This window comes from Piscinibacter sp. XHJ-5 (genome assembly GCF_029855045.1).
GTDB lineage: Bacteria > Pseudomonadota > Gammaproteobacteria > Burkholderiales > Burkholderiaceae_C > Albitalea.
On record NZ_CP123228.1, the window covers coordinates 3,424,379 to 3,443,755 of the forward strand.

The following is a 19,377-nucleotide window of genomic DNA, read 5'->3' on the forward strand; positions in this document are numbered from 1 at the left end:
GCCCCGAATGAAAAGCCGCCTGCTGGCGGCTTTGTCATTTGGAAGTCCCGAATCCGTCGGAGGTGGCGACGCACACCCCCGAAGCACGGGGGTCGGGGCCGAGGTGTCTCGGCAAAACCAGGACCGCGCGTTACATTTCGAAGCCAAATTGAATACCCACCCGTGCCTGCTCTGCGCCTAGCCCAATCCTGGCTGCCGGTCGCACTGCCTGCCGCCACCTTGACGTGGTGTGCTCGCGTGCTGGCCGTCGCTTTGGCGTATTACGTTTTCGGGCGTCTGAGCCTCGCCATTCCGCCGTTGGCTCTGCATGTCAGCCTGGTATGGCTGCCAGCCGGTGTCGCGGTCGCCGGTCTCCTGCGCTGGGGGCTCGGCATGTGGCCGGGGGTCGCCGTCGCCGGGTACCTGTTGGCGGCCTCGGCCGGCGTTCCGGCGGGGGTGGCAGCCGCGTTGGCCGCCGGCAAGACCGCGGGCCCGCTGGTTGCGGCCTGGAGCCTCAACCGCCTCGGCTTGCATCACGCCCTCGACCGGCGGCAGGATCTCTGGCGCTACGTCGTCCTCGGGGCAGCGGCAGGTCCGCTCCTCAGTGCCAGCAACGGCGTGTTCTGGCTGAACCTCGCCGGGCTCGTTTCGGCTGTCGACGTGCCGACGGCCTGGCTGCACTGGTGGCTCGGCGATGCCGTCGGCGCGATGCTGCTCGGCATCCCCCTGCTGACGGCCTCGCGGGCAACGCTGCACAGGGCGTTCGGTGAGTGGCGGTGGATCCCGACCACCCTGCTCTCCACGAGCACGGTCGCTGCCGGCCTGCTGGCCTTTTCGCCGAACGCGTCGGCCGACGGCTTGTCGCCCCTGATGTTCGTGCCGCACCTGCTGATGTGCTGGCTCGCTGTGCGCAGCGGGATCTTCGCTGCCTCCCTGCCCATCCTGGTGCTGACCGGCGCCGCGGCCTATGCCACGGCCAGCGGGCTCGGTCCGTTCTATCAAGGCCAGGTCGCGCACAGCCTCGCGCTGCTGTGGGGATACGCCGGCACGCTGTTGGCCACGCCGTTGCTGCTCACGGCGCTCGTCGGCGAGCTGCGGGCCAACGACGAGCGATGGCAGCTCGCGCTGGCCAGCTCGAACATCGGCGTGGCGGAGTGGAACCTGGCCACCGACGAGTTCACGCTTTCGCAGCGCTGGCTCAAGATGCTGGGGCACACCACCCAGTCGTTCGGCGCCACCTTCGACGCCGCCTGGGCGCACACCCACGAGGAAGACCAGGCGTCCTTGCGCGACGCGCTGGCCAGCTTGCGCGAGACGGACTGCGAAAGCGCCCGCGCGGAGTTCCGCATGCAGCGCAAGGACGGCGCGTGGAAGTGGCTGGAGGGGCATGCGGTCGTTGCCGAGCGCGCGAGCAACGGCGAGCCGCGCCGCATCATCCTCACGGCGCGCGACATCGCCGAGCAGCGGGTCGCGGAGGAGCGTTATCAGCTTTCGGCAAAGCTCTTCCAGCATCTGCATGAAGGGCTGCTGATCACCGACGCGAACCATCGCGTGCTCGACGCCAATCCCACGTACTCGGCGATCACCGGGTACGCGCGCGAAGAGATGCTCGGCACACTCCCGTCGATGATGCGCCCGGCCCCGACCGGCTCCGCCGCCGAGCGACAGCAGAACGCCGTGCGCGAGAGCCTGCGGCTCAGCGGCAGCTGGCGCGGCGAGATCGTTGATCGGCGCCGCAACGGCGATGCCTGCAGCCTGCAGGTGACCATCTCGGCGGTGCAGTCCGGCAGTGGCCAGATCCGCTTCTATGCGTGGGCCCTGTCGGACATCACCCAGGCGCAGGCCCAGCGTGCCCAGCTCGAGCGCCAGGCGCACACCGACGAGTTGACCGGCCTGCCCAACCGGGCGCGTCTGGCGCAGCTGCTGCGCGACGCGATGCGTGCCAGCGAGCGCGAAGGCTTCCTGCTGACCATCTGCTACCTCGACCTCGATCACTTCAAGCCGGTCAACGATCGCTTCGGTCATGAAGCGGGCGATCGTCTGCTGGTCGACCTGGCCGAGCGCCTGCGCCGCTCGCTGCGCCACTGGGCCAGCGGCGATGACGCCGTGGCGAGACTCGGCGGCGACGAATTCGTGCTGCTGCTGCGCACGGCCACGCTCGAGGAAGGCCGGCATGCGGTAGAGCGTCTCATGCGCAATGTCTCCATGCCCTATGGCCTGGGGGTCGGCGCGGGTCCCGTGTCCGTCACAGCCAGCATCGGCGCCACCGTGTATCCGATCGACAAGGCCGACGCCGACACGCTGCTTCGCCATGCCGATCACGCGATGTACGGCGCCAAGCAGGCCGGCCGCAACGGCTATCTGTTCTTCGACGCCGAGCACGACCGGCGCACCGAGCAGCACTTCGAGGCGGTCGGTCGCGTGCAGGACGCGCTGGACGCGGGCCAGTTCGCTCTCTACTACCAGCCCAAGGTCGACATGCGCCAGGGCAAGGTCCTCGGCGTGGAGGCGTTGCTGCGCTGGAAGCACCCGCAGCACGGCGTCATCGCGCCGGCGCAGTTCCTGCCGCTCATCGAGCACACGGCCCTGAGCGCGCGCCTGGGCGATTGGGTGCTGCAGCAAGGAATCGAGCAGCTGGCCGCCTGGCAGCGCCAGGGACTCGACATGACGGTCAGCGTCAACATCTCGGCGCGCCATCTGCAGGAGCCGCTGTTCGCCAAGCGGCTGGCCGGCCTGCTGGCGCGCCACTCCACGCCGGTCGGCCATCGCCTGGTGATCGAGGTGCTGGAGACGGCCGCCCTGGCCGACGTCGAATACACCTGCGCGCTGATGCAGGAATGTCGCGCGCTTGGCGTTCGCTTCGCTCTCGATGACTTCGGCACTGGCTACTCCACCTTCACTTATCTCAAGCGCCTGCCGCTGGACCTGTTGAAGATCGATCGCTCGTTCGTGCACAACATGCTGACCGATCGCCAGGATCTGGCGATCGTCGAAGGCGTCATCGGGTTGTCCGAGACCTTTTCATGCACGGTGGTCGCCGAGGGCGTGGAGTCGGCCGAGCAAGCCTTGCGGCTCATCGAGCTGGGATGCGATGTCGGACAGGGCAACGGCATCGCCGAGGCCATGCCGGTGGCGGATGTCTACGCATGGGTGCGCAACTATCGCAACCCGTTCATCGAGCCCCGTCCCGCCGAGACCGTCTGAGAGGTCCGCGTTCAATCGAGGTTGAAGCCGAGATCGACCACCGCCTGCTGCGCGTGTCGCAAAGGCTGGAAGCGCCATTGCGCAACCGTGGCCACCGCGGTCTGACCCAGGCGGGGATGCGTGGCCGACACCACGCGCGGCTGCGACACGCTGCCGTCTGGCTGCACGGTCAAGCTCACCTGCACCGTTCCCTTGCGCAGGCTGCGCATCAGGCTGCCGGGGAACTCCGGATCCGTCCGGTAAACGGCAGTCAGCACCTCGTCTTCCTCGATGGCGGGGGCCGGAGCCGGCACGGAGGCCACGGGCTGGGCGACTGCTGCGAGCGTCGATGCTTGGGGCGGCGGGGGCGGTATTGCGACCGGGGGGGCCGCGGGAGCCGCGGCTCGCGTCGCGGAGGCAGCAGGCGGCGGGGGCAGCACCGACTCCGCGACCGCGCTGTCCGGGGCCTTCAGCGCCCGCTTCACGGGCGGGGCGGGGGCGGGTCGCTCGGGCACAGCGACGACGGCCTTGCGCGGCTTGTCGGAGTGGATGCGAATCCACTGGAAGACCTTCTCGGCATCACGCTTGGCGCGCTCGCTCGGAGCGGCATCGGAGGCGCCGGACGATGCGGGCGCAGCAGTCTGGGCATGGGCGGCGCCGAAGACGGCAGCGAGTGCGACCACCACCGCAGGGCGCAGGAACTGCGGCACCCGACCGGCTCGGTGACCCCGCGGCTGGCGGTGCGACATCAGATTCCCTCCGTGCTCTTCGTGGTCATGACGGGCGCCTTGGGGATGCCCGGCCAACGGTCTTCGTCGCGCGGCTCGTGGCCGATCGCGCGGCGAGTGTATCGACATGCAAGTGGCGTACCGCAGTTGGTATTGCCGCGCAGGCGAGAAAGATTCGATTCCGTTGCATATGCCCGCTGGCGTCGTCTGCCGCAGGCCACGCACCGGCCTGCCGACGCGCTCGCTCTAGACTGCGCAGGTGATCCCTCCCGCCTTCATCCACGACCTGCTCTCCCGAGTCGACATCGTCGAGGTGGTCGGCCGCCACGTGTCGCTGAAGAAGGCCGGCATCAACCACAAGGGGCTGTGCCCCTTCCACGGCGAAAAATCACCGAGCTTCATCGTGAGCCCCACGCGGCAGACCTACCACTGCTTCGGCTGCGGGGTGCACGGAAACGCCGTCGGCTTCTTGATGGAGCACAGCGGCATGGGGTTCGTCGATGCGGTGCGCGAGCTGGCCCAGCAGGTCGGCATGGCCGTGCCCGAGGACGATCGCTCGCCGCAGGAGCGCGAGCGGGCGGCAACGCTGAAGGAGCGCCAGTCGACACTGAGCGAGGTGCTGGCCAAGGCCGGGATGCACTACCGGCAGCAGCTCAAGCGCAGCCCGCGCGCCATCGACTACCTCAAGGGACGCGGTCTCACCGGCGAGATCGCGGCGCGATTCGGCCTCGGCTACGCACCCGAAGGCTGGCGCGGCCTCGCGAGCGTCTTCGCGCGTTATGACGATCCCTTGCTCGAGGAGAGCGGGCTCGTCATCGCGCAAGAAGGCGACAGCGGGGACGAGTCCGACCGGAAGCGCTACGACCGCTTTCGTGACCGCATCATGTTTCCGATCCGCTCGGTGCAGGGCGACGTCATCGGTTTCGGCGGACGGGTGCTGGACAAGGGGGAGCCCAAATACCTCAATTCGCCCGAGACGCCGGTGTTCGTGAAAGGCCGCGAGCTCTACGGACTGTTCGAGGCGCGCACCGCGCTGCGGCAAAAGGGCTATGTGCTGGTCGTCGAAGGCTACATGGACGTGGTCGCGCTGGCCCAACTGGGCTTCCCGAACGCCGTGGCGACGCTGGGCACGGCATGCACCGCAGACCATGTGCAGAAGCTGTTCCGCTTCACAGATTCGGTGGTGTTCAGCTTCGACGGCGACGCCGCCGGCCGCCGCGCCGCCGGTCGTGCGCTGGAGGCCGCCCTGCCCCATGCCGGTGACACCCGGACGATCCGCTTCCTGTTCCTGCCTCCGGAGCACGACCCCGACTCCTACGTGCGGCAGAACGGACCGGCGGCCTTCGAGGAGGAAGTGGCGCGCGCCGTCCCGCTGTCGCGCCAGCTGCTCGACGCGGCCAGCGAAGGCTGCGAGCTCGACACGGCGGAAGGTCGTGCGCACATGCTGGCCGCCGCCAAGCCCCTGTGGAGCGCGCTGCCCGACGGCGCGCTGAAACGCCAGCTGCTGGCAGAGCTCGCGGCCCTGGGCCATCTCGATGCGGCGGATCTGGCCTCGCTGTGGGGGGAGACCCGTCCGGCGCGTGCAGCACGGCCGCCGGCCCCCGCGCCCCGCCCGCCGCGCAGCTCCGGGCGGGTCAGCCGCGGCACCGCCAATCTGCTCGATCGCGCGCTGTGGCTCGTCGTGCAGCGCAGCGACCTCTGGGCCCACCTCGACGGCGAATCGCATGACCTGCTGGCCGCGCTCCCCTCGCCGTACGACCTGTTCTTCGGCTGCCTCGAACGCAGCTTCCACGACCATGGCGCCCTGGCCGCAGATGGCCTGCTCGACGAGCTGCGCGCCCAGGCCCGAGAAGTCGACGCCGCCGCCGTCATCGCCCGCATCGCGGAGTTCCATCCCCCCGACCCTCAGTCCGAGCCGGCACGCGAGCTGGCGATCGTGCTCGATCGTCTGAGGCTGCAGGCCATTGAAGACGAACTCAAGCTCCTGTTCGAATCCGGCGCACTGTCGGCCGACGCGCAGCGGCGCGGCAAGGAACTCGATGACCGCAGGCGGCATCTCAAGGCCTTGTTGGCCAAGTCCCCCGAGGCGTCGACCCGCTGACCCTGCCTTCCTCCGAGCGTTGTCCGTGTCGAAATCCGGCGGCCGTGTGCCCCGTAAATTTGACGGAAAGGCGTTCTCCGCCGATAATGTAGGGTTTGTTACGCGCGGCAAGAGTGAGCAGCAGCACCTCCGGGCCCCGGCCACCCTCTGACCCAGGGTCCCCACTTGAAGGCCACCCATCACCCGCAAGGGCTGCAACTGCGAAACGCTACACGTGAGCTTGCCCGCCTCATGCCGGCCGACAGCCCGCCCCACCGTCATTGGTGCGCGAGTTCGAGCCGGCGCAAGCCTTGCCTCTTGCAGCTTCGTGCGGCGTTCCCACCTGCCCTTGTGCGGGCACGCCGCGCAACGACAGCGAGGCCCGAGGCCGTGAAGCCCATCCATATCCGAGGAATTGCATGACCGCGAAGAAGAGCGCTCCCGCCAAGGCCGCACCCAAGCCGGCGCCCAAGGCCGCACCCGCGAAGGGCGCGAAGGCCGAGCCTGAAGACAAGAAGAAGACCGCCGCCGCGGCATCCAAGCCGGCCGCCAAGGCCGCCGTCAAGCCCGTCCCCGCAGACGCGGCCAAGCGCGGCCGCAAGGGCAAGGTCGACGAGAAGGCGGTGAAGAAGCCCGAAGCGGACGAGGAAGACTTCACCGACGCCGACCTCGAGGCCGATCTCGAGGGTGAACCCGACGTCGAGGCGGCCGACGAAGCCGAAGCCAAGGCTGCCAAGGCCAAGCCCTTGCGCATGAAGGTCTCGCGCGCCAAGGAGCGCGCCCTGATGCGCGAGTTCGGCCTGGACGAGACGGCGCTCACCGAAGAGGAAGTCGCCAAGCGCCGGCAGGAGCTCAAGACCCTCATCAAGATGGGCAAGACGCGTGGTTTCCTGACGCATCAGGAGATCAACGACCACCTGCCCGAAAAGCTGGTCGACAACGAGATCCTGGAAGCCATCGTGTCGATGCTCAATGACATGGGCATCGCGGTCTACGAGCAGGCGCCCGACGCGGCCACGCTGCTGATTGCCGGCGGCGGCACGACCACGGCCACCGAGGAGGAGGCGGAAGAAGCCGCCGAGGCGGCGCTCTCCACCGTCGACTCCGAGTTCGGCCGCACGACCGACCCGGTGCGCATGTACATGCGCGAGATGGGCACCGTGGAGCTGCTCACGCGTGAAGGCGAGATCGAAATCGCCAAGCGCATCGAAGGCGGCCTGCAGGCCATGATGCTGGCGATCAGCGCATCGCCGACGACCATCGCCGAGATCCTCAACTACGCCGACAAGATTGCTGCTGGCGAGATGCAGATCTCGGAGGTCGTCGACGGCTTCGTCTCGGAAGATGAGGCCGATGACTACGTCGCCGAGGAAGACGTCGACTTCTTCGACGAAGAGGACGACGACGACGGCCAGGGCGGCAGCAAGGCGCTGACCAAGAAACTCGAGGAACTGAAGGCGGCCGCGCTCGCCAAGTTCGACAGCCTGCGCGTCAACTTCGACAAGATGCGCAAGGCCTTCGAGAAGGAAGGCTACCAATCGCCCGCCTACAACAAAGCCCAGCAGGCCATCAGCGCGGAGCTGATGACGATCCGCTTCACGGTCAAGACCATCGAGAAACTGTGCTCGATCCTGCGCTCGCAGGTCGACGACGTGCGCCGCTACGAACGCGAGCTGCGCAAGATCCTGGTCGACAAGTGCGGCATGCCGCAGGACTACTTCATCAAGCACTTCCCGCCCAACATCCTGAACCTGAAGTGGGCCGAGAAGGAGGCCGCTGCGGGCAAGCCGTACAGCGTCGTGCTGGCGCGCAACCTGCCACCGGTGCAGGAACTGCAGAAGAAGCTGATCGACCAGCAGGCGCGCGCCGTCGTGCCGCTCGAGGACCTGAAGCAGATCAACAAGCGCATGAACGAAGGCGAGAAGGCCTCGCGCGATGCGAAGAAGGAGATGATCGAGGCCAACTTGCGCCTGGTGATCTCGATCGCGAAGAAGTACACCAACCGCGGCCTTCAGTTCCTCGACCTCATCCAGGAGGGCAACATCGGCCTGATGAAGGCAGTCGACAAGTTCGAATACCGCCGCGGGTACAAGTTCTCGACGTATGCGACCTGGTGGATCCGCCAGGCCATTACCCGCTCGATCGCCGACCAGGCGCGGACCATCCGCATCCCGGTGCACATGATCGAGACCATCAACAAGATGAACCGCATCTCGCGCCAGCATCTTCAGGAGTTCGGCTTCGAGCCCGATGCGCCGACGCTGGCCGAGAAGATGGAGATCCCCGAGGACAAGATCCGCAAGATCATGAAGATCGCGAAGGAGCCGATCTCCATGGAAACGCCCATCGGGGACGACGACGACTCGCATCTGGGCGACTTCATCGAGGACACCAACAACACTGCGCCGATCGAAGCGGCCATGCAGGCCGGCCTTCGCGACGTGGTCAAGGACATCCTCGACAGCCTCACGCCGCGCGAAGCCAAGGTGCTGCGCATGCGCTTCGGCATCGAGATGAGCACGGACCACACGCTCGAGGAAGTGGGCAAGCAGTTCGACGTGACACGCGAGCGCATCCGCCAGATCGAAGCCAAGGCGATCCGCAAGCTCAAGCACCCGAGCCGGTCCGACAAGCTGCGCACCTATCTCGACAACCTGTAGGCCAGGCGCAGCCAGATGAACGAAAAGCCCGGTCATGCCGGGCTTTCTCGTTTTTTGTGACCTATTTCACGCGGCGATAAACTCACGCCCCATGACGCAGACCATCCAGCGCACCGTCCTGTTCGCCGATCTGCGCGGCAGCACCGCGCTGTACGAGACCCTCGGAAACACCGAAGCCACTTCGGTGGTGACGCAAAGCGTGGCACTGATCGCCCGGGTCGTGCAGAACTGCGGCGGCACGGTCGTCAAGACGCTGGGCGACGGACTGATGGCGATGTTCCCGACAGCGTCGTCCGCGGTTCAGGCCGCCGACGAGATGCACGACTCGCTGGAGCGCATCGGGACGCGGCCGGCGGACAGTCCACCGCGGCCGGCGCTGAAGCTGCAGGTCGGACTGGCCGGCGGCGAGGTCGTCGAGATGGCCGGCGACTACTTCGGCGATGCGGTCAATGTGGCGGCGCGGCTGCTCGACCACGCAGGCGACAACGAAACCCTGGTCACCTCCACCGTGCTCGAAGCGCTGGACGCAGTGGACCGCGGCCGCTTCCGCAGCCTTGACCGGCTGCAGTTGCGAGGCCGGGTGGAGCCTGTCTATGTCCATCTGCTCGAGGCGCACCGCTGGGGCGACACCGCCGCCACCGCCTACGGCGACATCCTGAGAGCGCCCGAGCCGGAAGGCATCCGTCTGGTCTGGCTCGATCTCAACCGGGTGTATTCGCCGCACAGCCTGCCCGTGGTGCTGGGCCGCAGTCCGCAGGCCACGTACTGCATCGACGACTCCCGCGTGTCGCGTTCGCACGCCCGCATCGACTGGCACGGTGGCGCCTTCCAGCTGACCGACCTCAGCTACAACGGCACCTACGTCCGCTTCTCTGGCGACTCGGAGATCGTGAGCCTGCGCCGCGGAACCTGCACGCTGCACGGCAGCGGCGTCATTGGCCTCGGGTCGCCCCCCGCCGACGTCACTGCGCCGCATGTGCGCTTCGAGGTGATGAAGTTCGCCGATACGCAGCCACAGCGGCCGCACGGCCTTTGAGCGCGATCTAGCAGCCCAGTCGATCGGCGAGTGTTCGCAGGCACGCGACCGTCGCCACGCCATCCGGGACGGGCGCGGCAGCGTCCGGCAAAGGCTCCCGGCGCAGCCAGAAGCTGTGCAGCCCGGCCGAATGCGCACCCAGCGCGTCCAGCGCCAGATCGTCACCCACGTGCAGTACCTCGTGCGGCCCGCACCCCAGACGACGGCACGCTTCATGGAAGATGCGCGGATCCGGCTTGCCGAAGCCGAGTTCGCGCGCGCTCAAACCGCCTCGAAACCACGGCGCGAGCGTCGTCCGCGCGATGTCGGCGTTGCCGTTGCTGAGCGCCAGCAGCGCGAACCGAGCCGAGAGCCGGCGCAGCGCTTCTTCCACTTCCGGATAGAAGTCCAGCTCGTGCCGGGCTGCGAAAAAGACATCGAAGGCATCCTCAGCCAGCTTCGGGTCGTCACCCGCGGCGATCAGCGCCAGACGCACGCTCTCGCGCCGAACCGCGCTGAAGTCGTGGGCGATGTCCGGCCGGGCGCGGGCCACCTCGTCCCGCCGGGCCCGCAACGCAACGATGTCGAAGCGCGCCGCGGTTGCAGGCGCGTTTGCGGTCAGCCAGCGGTGCAGCACGACTTCGGCCCGCGCGATGGCCGGGGCGATTGGCCACAGGGTGTCGTCGAGGTCCAGGGTGACGGCACGAACGGAGTGAAAGCTCATTCGAAGGGCGGGAAGCGAGCGCGGGAACCCGAACATTGTCCGCTACAGTTTCGTGATTGCGCGCCCGCCCGAATGAATGCCTTTCCCCTGCCCGACGACGAAGCGGACCGCATGCGGGCGCTACAGGCGCTGCGCATCCTGGACACGTCGGCCGAAGCGGGATTCGATGCCATCGCCCGCCTTGCCAGTGCGCACACGGCGAGCCCGATCGGCGCGCTGAGCCTGGTCGACTCGACGCGCCAATGGTTCAAGGCGGCCGTCGGCTTGAGCCTGCTCGAGACGCCGCGCGGCGATTCGTTCTGCACCCACACCATCCTGTCGAACGACGTGCTGATCGTGCGCGACGCCGCGCTGGACGGCCGCTTTGTCCGCAGTCCGCTGGTCACCGGCGCGCCGCATCTGCGAGCCTACGCCGGCGCGCCCGTCGTCATAGACGGTCGGCGCGTCGGCGCGGTCTGCTGCATGGACCATGCACCGCGCGACTTCGACGCAGGCTGCCAGGCGCTACTGCGCGAGCTGGCGTTGATTGCTGCAGCGCTGCTGCAAGCGCGCGCCGAAGGCAGCCGCGAGAAGGCCACCGAGCTCGCCAACCTCGCGAAGAGCGAATTCCTCTCCCGCATGAGCCATGAGATGCGCACGCCGCTCAACGCGGTGATCGGCTTCTCGCAACTGCTGCTCAACCGCGCCGACATGCCGGCCGCGGAAGAGGTGCGCGACTACGCCGAGCATGTCCTGTCCGCCGGCGAGCAGCTCCTGGCCCTCACCAACGATGTGCTCGACCTGCAGCGCGTCGAGGAGGGCCGCATCGAGCTCGACACGACCGACGTGCCGCTCGATTCCATGGTCGCGCGCGTCATCGAGTTGCTGAGGCCGGCGGCGGACGAGCGCGGCGTGTGCTTCGACAACCACGTGCCTGCCGGCGTGGCGGTACGCGCCGATGAGCAGCGCCTGCGCCAGGTGCTGGTCAACATCGGCTCGAATGCCGTCAAGTTCAATCGGCCGGCCGGGGTCGTGCGGTGGTCAGTCGAAAGCGCCGAATCGGAGTCGCGCGTGCGCCTGAGCATCGAGGACACCGGCGCGGGCCTGAAGCCGGCGCAGCTCGATCGGCTGTTCCAGCCCTTCGACCGCCTCGGCCGCGAGACGTCCACCATCGAAGGCACGGGTCTGGGCCTCATCATCGCGCGCAGCCTCGCGGTGGCGATGGGGGGATCGCTTCAGGTGGCGAGCATCGCCGGCGTCGGCACGCGGGTCATCGTGGAGCTGCCGCTCGCGCGCCAGACGGAGCTGCCATTCAGCGGCGAGCCCGCGGCTGCGAGCACAGTCGCTTGCGCGACCGCCGCGCCGCCATGCCTCAAGCTGCTCTACGTCGAGGACAACCGCATCAATGCCATCCTGTTCGAGGAGGCCATCCGCCTGCGCGAAGGTGTCGAGCTGCGCGTCGCCGAGAACGGCACCGATGCGCTCGAGCAGGTGCGCGACTGGCAGCCCGACGTGCTGGTGCTCGATGCACACCTGCCGGGAATGGACGGTTTCGAGCTGCTGCGCGTGCTGCGCACGCTGCCCGGCCTCGACGGGGTGCCGGCGTTCATGTGCTCGGCCGACGCGATGCCCGACGACGTGGAGCGCGCCGCGCAGGCTGGCTTCGCGGGCTACTGGTCCAAGCCGATCAACATCACCAAGATCATGAGCGACCTCGATCGCATCCGCCTGGGCCTCGCGCCCGAAGCCTGATAATCGCGCGCCCTGCCGGCCTGCCGTCCCGCCCACTCGAATGCGTTTCGCACCCGAACCCGAACACGTCCACGGTGCCCCCGCTTCGGCGCCGCACACCGCCGTTCTGCTGTGCAACCTGGGCACGCCCGACGCGCCGACCCCTTCGGCGCTGCGCCGGTATCTGGCGGAGTTCCTCGCCGACCCGCGGGTGGTCGAGATCCCGAAGCTGCTGTGGTGGCCAGTGCTGCATGGCGTCATCCTGCGCCTGCGCCCCGCGAAGTCGGCCGCCAAGTACGCCAGCATCTGGACAGCCGACGGCTCCCCGTTGAAGCTGTGGACCGAGAAGCAGGCCAAGCTTCTGCTTGGCTACATGGGCCAGCGTGGCCATCGTGTCAGCGTGCGCTACGCCATGCGCTATGGCATGCCTTCCGTGGGCAGCGTTCTCGACGATTTGAAAGCCGCCGGCGTCACGCGTGTGCTGGTCATCCCGCTCTATCCGCAGTACTCGGGGACCACCACGGCCAGCGTCGTCGACGCCGTCAACCTTTGGACCAGCCGGCAGCGCGTGGTGCCGGAGCTTCGCTTCGTCAGCCGCTACCACGACGACCCGGGCTACATCGATGCCCTGGCGCAGAGCGTGCTGGACCATGCCCAGAAGAACGGCCGGCCCGACACGCTGGTGCTCAGCTTCCACGGCGTGCCGCGGCGTACGCTGCGACTCGGCGATCCGTACCACTGCGAGTGCCAGAAGACCGCGCGCCTGCTCGCCGAGCGTCTGGACTTCAAGCCGGAGCAGGTTCGTGTGACCTTCCAGAGCCGGTTCGGCAAGGCCGAATGGCTGCAGCCGTACACCGAGCCCACGCTGGTCGCGCTGGCCCGCCAGGGCGTGCGGCGCGTCGACGTGATGTGCCCGGGTTTCAGCGCCGATTGCCTGGAGACGCTGGAGGAAATCGACCAGGAGGCGCGGCAGGCCTTCATCGGGGCCGGCGGGCGCGAATTCCACTACATCCCCTGCCTCAACGACCAGCACCGCTGGATCGCCTCGCTCAGCGAGATCGCCATGCGCCACCTGCAGGGCTGGCCGCCGGAGCATGACGACGCCGCCGAGCGCGCCCGTCAGCGAGACCGCGCCGCCAGCATGGGCGCGAGCCGTTGATGGCGAGCGGCCCGAGACCAGGACTACGATCGAAGACCGATGGACGAAGTGCGACTTGACAAGTGGTTGTGGGCTGCGCGTTTCTACAAGACCCGCAGCCTCGCGGTGGACGAGATTGCCAAGGGCCGGGTGCAGGTCAACGGGCAGCCGGCCAAGCCGGCACGGTCGCTGCATGTCGCCGACCGCGTCGAGCTTCGTCGCGAAGGTGTCACGCGCACCGTGGTCGTGCGCGGCCTCAGTGAAGTGCGCGGGCCGGCGCCGGTGGCGCAGCAGCTGTACGAAGAGACACCCGAAAGCGTCGCGGAGCGCGAAAAGCTGGCCCAGGAGCGGCGCTTCGGTGCCGAGCCATCGCACAGCATCGGGCAGGGTCGCCCCACCAAGCGGGACCGGCGCAAGCTGGCCGAGTGGAACCGCTGGAGCGCGACGGCCAAGCCGCAATAGCGACTTTTTTCGCAACGTGCCCAGCTTCCACGCCGCATGCGCACTCCGCTTGCCGGTGAAAGTTTGAAACCGTCTTCTTGAACGCGGTCCGCCCGACCTCACATCGGCGGCTGTGGAAACGAGTACCGACATGACGACAGCCCACAACACCCAAGAAAACGCCATTACCCCCGATGCAGGCCAGCCGCAGGGCGACACCCAGGCCGCTGCCGCTGCGGCCCCGGCGGCGCAGCCGGACACCCAGCAAAAGCTGAACGAGCTCGAGGCCAAGCACGCCGAGGTGGCTGACGCCTACCTGCGCGCCAAGGCGGAGTCGGAGAACACCCGCCGGCGCGCCGAAGAAGAGATTGCGAAGGCGCGCAAGTTCGCAGTCGAATCGTTTGCCGAAAGCCTGCTGCCGGTGAAGGACAGCCTGGAAGCCGCCATCTCAATCCCGGCGGCGACGCCCGAACAGATGCTCCAGGGTGTGCATGCCACGCTGCGCCAGCTGAGCCAGGCGCTGGAGCGCAACAAGGTGGTCGAGATCAGCCCCGCCGCCGGCACCCGCTTCGATCCTCACCAGCACCAGGCCATCAGCATGGTCCCTGCGGAGCAGGAGGCGAACACCGTCGTGGCGGTGCTCCAGAAGGGCTACCTCATCGCTGACCGTGTGCTGCGCCCGGCACTGGTCACAGTGGCCGCGCCGAAATGAACGATCCACAGACGGATCACCCTTGAAAAGCTGTTAGTTATCCACAACTCGAAGACAACCAAATTCCAGCGTCAGGAGAACCCCATGGCAAAGATCATCGGCATTGACCTCGGCACCACGAACTCGTGTGTCGCCATCATGGAAGGCAATACGACCAAGGTGATCGAGAACAGCGAAGGTGCGCGCACCACGCCGTCGATCGTCGCCTACCTCGAGGACGGCGAAATCCTCGTCGGCGCACCCGCCAAGCGTCAGGCCGTCACCAACCCCAAGAACACGCTCTACGCCGTCAAGCGCCTCATCGGCCGCAAGTTCACCGAGAAGGAAGTGCAGAAGGACATCGACCTGATGCCCTACAGGATCGTCGCCGCCGACAATGGCGACGCCTGGGTGGAAGTGCGCGGCCAGAAGCTCGCGCCGCCGCAGGTCAGCGCCGAGGTGCTGCGCAAGATGAAGCGCACCGCCGAAGACTATCTCGGCGAGCCGGTCACCGAGGCCGTGATCACAGTGCCTGCGTACTTCAACGACTCGCAGCGCCAGGCCACCAAGGACGCCGGCCGCATCGCGGGCCTCGAAGTCAAGCGCATCATCAACGAGCCGACGGCAGCGGCGTTGGCCTTCGGCCTGGACAAGAACACCAAGGGCGATCGCAAGATTGCGGTGTACGACTTGGGCGGCGGAACCTTCGACATCTCGATCATCGAGATCGCCGACGTCGATGGCGAGAAGCAATTCGAGGTGCTGTCCACCAATGGCGACACGTTCCTGGGTGGTGAAGACTTCGACCAGCGCATCATCGACTACATCATCGGCGAGTTCAAGAAGGACCAGGGCGTCGACCTGTCGAAGGACGTGCTCGCACTGCAACGTCTGAAGGAAGCCGCCGAGAAGGCCAAGATCGAGCTGTCGAACAGCACGCAGACCGACATCAACCTGCCGTACATCACAGCCGATGCGTCGGGTCCCAAGCACCTCAACCTCAAGCTCACGCGCGCCAAGCTAGAAGCGCTGGTCGAGGATCTCATCGAGCGCACGATCGCGCCGTGCCGCACCGCCATCAAGGACGCCGGCGTCAGCGTCAACCAGATCGACGACGTGATCCTCGTCGGCGGCCAGACGCGCATGCCGAAGGTGCAGGACAAGGTCAAGGAGTTCTTCGGCAAGGAGCCGCGCAAGGACGTCAACCCGGACGAAGCGGTGGCCGTGGGCGCTGCCATCCAGGGCCAGGTGCTGTCGGGCGACCGAAAGGACGTGCTGCTGCTGGACGTGACGCCGCTGTCGCTGGGCATCGAGACTCTCGGCGGCGTGATGACCAAGATGATCCAGAAGAACACGACCATCCCGACCAAGTTCTCGCAGACCTTCTCCACCGCCGACGACAACCAGCCGGCGGTGACAATCAAGGTCTACCAGGGCGAGCGCGAGATGGCCTCCGGCAACAAGAGCCTGGGCGAGTTCAACCTGGAAGGCATCCCGCCGGCGCCGCGCGGCATGCCGCAGATCGAGGTCACCTTCGACATCGACGCCAACGGCATCCTGCACGTGCACGCCAAGGACAAGGGCACCGGCAAGGAGAACAAGATCACCATCAAGGCGAACTCGGGCCTGTCGGAAGCCGAGATCCAGAAGATGGTCAAGGACGCCGAACTCAACGCGGCTGAGGACAAGAAGAAGCTCGAGCTGGTCCAGGCCCGCAATGCCGGCGAAGCCATGGTGCACAGCGTGAAAAAGAGCCTTGCCGAACACGGCAGCAAGCTCGATGCTGGCGAGAAGGAAAAGATCGAGTCCGCACTGAAGGAAGCCGAGGAAGCGCTCAAGGGCGACGACAAGGCAGCCATCGAGTCCAAGACCGAGGCCCTTGTGGCCGCGAGTCAGACGCTGGGCGAGAAGGTGTATGCCGAAGCGCAGGCAGCCCAGGCGGCCGCCGGTGCCGCGGGCGGTGGCCAGCCGGGCGGGGGGGAGTCCCCCAAGGCAGCGGCCGCACCGGCAGACGAGAACGTGGTGGACGCGGAGTTCAAGGAAGTCAAGGATCGCAAGTAATGGGAGCCGGGAGGCGCATGCTTCCCGGCCCTCCTCGCCGCGTTCGGAGCAAGGACAGCCGTCCAAGCCTCGACGCGGCGTTCTCGTTTGAACGACATCGGAAGCACTGATGGCAAAGCGCGATTACTACGAAGTCCTGGGGGTGGCCAAGAACGCCAGCGAGGACGACATCAAGAAGGCCTACCGCAAGCTGGCCATGAAGCACCACCCCGACCGCAATCAAGGTGACGGGGCGAAGAAGGCCGAGGAGCATTTCAAGGAGGCCAAGGAGGCCTACGAGATGCTCTCCGACCCTCAGAAGCGCGCTGCCTACGACCAATACGGCCACGCCGGCGTCGACCCCAACATGGGCGGCCCCGGTTTCCGTCCGGGTGGACCCGGCGCGGAGGGCTTCGGCGGATTCGCCGAGGCCTTCGGCGACATCTTCGGCGACATCTTCGGCGGAGGCGGCGGCGCACGCCGAGGCGGCGGCCAGCAGGTGTACCGCGGCAGCGACCTCAGCTACGCCATGGAGATCACGCTCGAGGAAGCCGCCAAGGGCAAGGAGACGCAGATCCGCATCCCGAGCTGGGAGACCTGCGAAACCTGCCACGGCAGCGGCGCCAAGCCCGGCACGCAGCCCAAGGTCTGCAGCACCTGCAACGGCTCGGGCACCGTGCACCTGCGCCAGGGTTTCTTCAGCATCCAGCAGACCTGCCCGCATTGCCATGGCAGCGGCAAGATCATCCCGGAGCCCTGCACCACCTGCCACGGCCAAGGCAAGATCAAGCGCAACAAGACGCTGGAGGTGAAGATTCCCGCCGGCATCAACGAAGGCATGCGCATCCGCTCGGCCGGCAACGGAGAGCCAGGGACCAACGGCGGCCCGCCGGGCGACCTGTACATCGAGATCCGCCTCAAGCAGCACGAGATATTCGAGCGCGATGGGGATGACCTGCACTGCACCGTGCCGATCTCGCTGACCAGCGCGGCACTCGGCGGCAGCATCGAGGTGCCGACACTGGGCGGTACGGCGGAGATCGACCTGCCCGAAGGAACCCAGCACGGCAAGACCTTCCGCCTGCGCGGCAAGGGCATCAAGGGCGTGCGCTCCAGCTACCCCGGCGACCTGTATTGCCACGTCGCGGTGGAGACGCCCGTCAAGCTCACCGAGCATCAGCGCAAGCTGCTGCGCGAGCTGGACGAGTCGTTCAAGAAGAGCGGCGACCGTCACTCGCCGAATTCCAAGAGCTGGTCGGACCGGGTCAAAGATCTCTTCAAGTGACGCGACGGCACCTGCGGGTGCCGTTTTTCATTTCAGCTGTGGCGGATTCGGCCGATATCGAGGCCGTCATGTCCCGACTCGACCACGACATCCACCATTGCCGCGCGCTCGTCATCGACGGCAATCCGACCTCGCGCAGCGTGCTCACCGCCCAGCTGCGGGACTTCGGCGTGGGCACGGTCATCCAGACGGGACGTGTGAAGGACGCGCGCAACGTGCTGGAAAACCGCCAGTTCGACGTGGTGCTGTGCGACTACCACTTCGACGGCACCGACATGTCCGGTCAGGACCTGCTCGACGAGCTGCGTCGCGAGCAGCTGCTGCCCTTCTCGACCGTCTTCATCATGGTCACCGGCGAAGCCACCTACGCCAAGGTGACGGAGGCCGCCGAATCGGCGCTCGACGGCTACCTGCTCAAGCCGCACACCGCCACCAGCCTGGGCGAGCGAATTCGCGAGGCGCGCCAGCGCAAGCGGGTTCTGCGGCATGTCTTCGAGGCCATCGAGCGCGGCGACTTCGGCGCGGCGGCGCAGCTGTGCCAGGTGCGCTTCGAAAAGCGCGCGATCTACTGGCTGTACGCCGCACGGATCGGCGCCGAGCTGTACCTGCGCCTCGACAAGCATGCCGAAGCGCAGGCGCTCTACGCCGCCGTGGTGGAGGCACGCGCCCTGCCCTGGGCCAAGCTCGGCATCGCCCGCACGCAGCTCGCCTCCGGGCAGATCGTCCCGGCGCGGCGCACGCTTGACGCGCTGATCGGCGAGATGCCCAGCCATGCCGATTCGTACGACGTGCTCGGACGCGTGCTGGTCGAGCAGGGCGAGATGCAGCAGGCGTTCGAGGTCTACCAGAAGGCGGCCGAGCTCACCCCCGGCAGCGTCACCCGGCTGCTGCACGCCGGCACGCTGGCGTTCTATGCGGGGCAGGCCGAACAAGCGATGAAGGCACTCGACCGCGCCTGCGTGATCGGCGTTGCGTCGAAGATGTTCGACGACCATGCGTTGGTGCTGCTGGCGCTGCTGCAATTCGACGCGCGGGACGGCAAGGGGCTGCAGCGCACGCACGACCACCTGGGACGGCGCCGCGACCGCACGCCCGAGTGCCCGCGCCTGGCTCGTTTCGATGCTGTCATCGAGACGATCCGCCACATGCACGACAAGCGGGTGGCAGAAGCGATGCGCTGCGTGCGCGAACTGACCGAGGACGTCGACAGCGCCGCGATGGACATGGAGGCGGCGTGCAACGTGATCGCGCTGTGGGCGCGGCTGAATTCACAGGAGATCCAGCTCGACGAGATGCCGGCGCAGGTGACGCGCATCGCGCAGCGCTTCTGCGTCTCGCGCGCATCCGCCGAAATGCTGATTGCTGCCGCGCAAGGGACCGAGCCTTCGGCCGGCATCATCCGCGACAGCCACGCGGCGATCTCCGCGATGGCCGAGAAGGCCATGGGGCACGCGCTGAATGGCGCGCCCGGGGACGCCGTCAAGCTGTTGCTGGCCCAGGGCGGGCAGACGCGCAACGCCAAGCTCATCGAGCTGGCCGGCCTGGTGGCGCAGCGTCATCAGGAAAAGATCGCCGACGTGGCGCAGCTTTCGGCGCAGGCGGCCGAGCTGACCCGGCGCTACTGCAGCAGCGGCGCGCACCTGATCGGCAGCAAGCACGGCGGCCGCTCCGCGGGAGGCTTGCGCCTGCGCAGCTGAGTGGCG

The 19,377-nt window shown here is 67.5% G+C and carries 13 protein-coding genes; 11 read left to right on the forward strand and 2 right to left on the reverse strand.

Annotated features, from left to right (window positions below):
- Positions 1–237 precede the first annotated feature (237 nt).
- Positions 238–3,183: an EAL domain-containing protein gene (locus P7V53_RS16185; protein WP_280150417.1), complete on the forward strand. Its 2,946-nt coding sequence runs from the start codon at positions 238–240 to the stop codon at positions 3,181–3,183.
- 11 nt (positions 3,184–3,194) lie between these two features.
- Here the strand turns inward: P7V53_RS16185 and P7V53_RS16190 are convergent, their stop codons facing one another.
- Complete coding sequence (locus P7V53_RS16190) at positions 3,195–3,911, reverse strand: TonB family protein (RefSeq protein WP_280150418.1); 717 nt, start codon at positions 3,909–3,911, stop codon at positions 3,195–3,197.
- 238 nt (positions 3,912–4,149) lie between these two features.
- Here P7V53_RS16190 and dnaG point away from each other — a divergent pair, with 238 nt between their 5' ends.
- The 3 genes from dnaG (at position 4,150) to P7V53_RS16205 (ending at position 9,666) form a co-directional block, all read left to right on the forward strand.
- On the forward strand, positions 4,150–5,991 hold the full coding sequence (gene dnaG, locus P7V53_RS16195; protein ID WP_280150419.1) for a DNA primase: 1,842 nt from the start codon (positions 4,150–4,152) through the stop codon (positions 5,989–5,991).
- Positions 5,992–6,389: 398 nt separating this feature from the next.
- Positions 6,390–8,630 (forward strand): RNA polymerase sigma factor RpoD, encoded by a 2,241-nt coding sequence (gene rpoD / locus P7V53_RS16200; protein WP_280150420.1) that lies wholly within the window; start codon positions 6,390–6,392, stop codon positions 8,628–8,630.
- Between the two features lie 91 nt (positions 8,631–8,721).
- On the forward strand, positions 8,722–9,666 hold the full coding sequence (locus P7V53_RS16205) for an adenylate/guanylate cyclase domain-containing protein (RefSeq protein WP_280150421.1): 945 nt from the start codon (positions 8,722–8,724) through the stop codon (positions 9,664–9,666).
- 7 nt (positions 9,667–9,673) lie between these two features.
- On the opposite strand, the gene P7V53_RS16210 is transcribed toward P7V53_RS16205, so the two are convergent.
- Positions 9,674–10,369: an HAD family hydrolase gene (locus P7V53_RS16210; RefSeq protein ID WP_280150422.1), complete on the reverse strand. Its 696-nt coding sequence runs from the start codon at positions 10,367–10,369 to the stop codon at positions 9,674–9,676.
- A gap of 72 nt (positions 10,370–10,441) precedes the next feature.
- On the opposite strand from P7V53_RS16210, the gene P7V53_RS16215 reads away from it, so the two are divergent.
- The 7 genes from P7V53_RS16215 (at position 10,442) to P7V53_RS16245 (ending at position 19,371) form a co-directional block, all read left to right on the forward strand.
- Positions 10,442–12,100, forward strand: coding sequence for a GAF domain-containing hybrid sensor histidine kinase/response regulator (locus P7V53_RS16215; RefSeq protein ID WP_280150423.1), 1,659 nt, complete (start codon positions 10,442–10,444; stop codon positions 12,098–12,100).
- A 40-nt stretch (positions 12,101–12,140) separates the two neighbouring features.
- Positions 12,141–13,238: a ferrochelatase gene (gene hemH, locus P7V53_RS16220; protein WP_280150424.1), complete on the forward strand. Its 1,098-nt coding sequence runs from the start codon at positions 12,141–12,143 to the stop codon at positions 13,236–13,238.
- A gap of 39 nt (positions 13,239–13,277) precedes the next feature.
- Positions 13,278–13,679 carry a S4 domain-containing protein gene (locus P7V53_RS16225; RefSeq protein WP_280150425.1) on the forward strand — a complete coding sequence of 134 codons (402 nt, stop codon included), beginning with the start codon at positions 13,278–13,280 and terminating at the stop codon, positions 13,677–13,679.
- A 130-nt stretch (positions 13,680–13,809) separates the two neighbouring features.
- Complete coding sequence (grpE, locus tag P7V53_RS16230) at positions 13,810–14,370, forward strand: nucleotide exchange factor GrpE (RefSeq protein WP_280150426.1); 561 nt, start codon at positions 13,810–13,812, stop codon at positions 14,368–14,370.
- Positions 14,371–14,454: 84 nt separating this feature from the next.
- Entirely contained in the window at positions 14,455–16,410 is a 1,956-nt protein-coding gene (dnaK, locus tag P7V53_RS16235) for a molecular chaperone DnaK (protein WP_280150428.1), read from the forward strand.
- 109 nt (positions 16,411–16,519) lie between these two features.
- The gene (gene dnaJ, locus P7V53_RS16240; protein ID WP_280150430.1) at positions 16,520–17,674 is read left to right on the forward strand and encodes a molecular chaperone DnaJ; all 1,155 of its coding nucleotides are present in this window, start codon (positions 16,520–16,522) and stop codon (positions 17,672–17,674) included.
- Between the two features lie 68 nt (positions 17,675–17,742).
- A complete protein-coding gene (locus tag P7V53_RS16245) occupies positions 17,743–19,371 on the forward strand; it encodes a response regulator (RefSeq protein ID WP_280150432.1) in 1,629 nt (542 codons plus the stop codon).
- Positions 19,372–19,377: the final 6 nt, after the last annotated feature.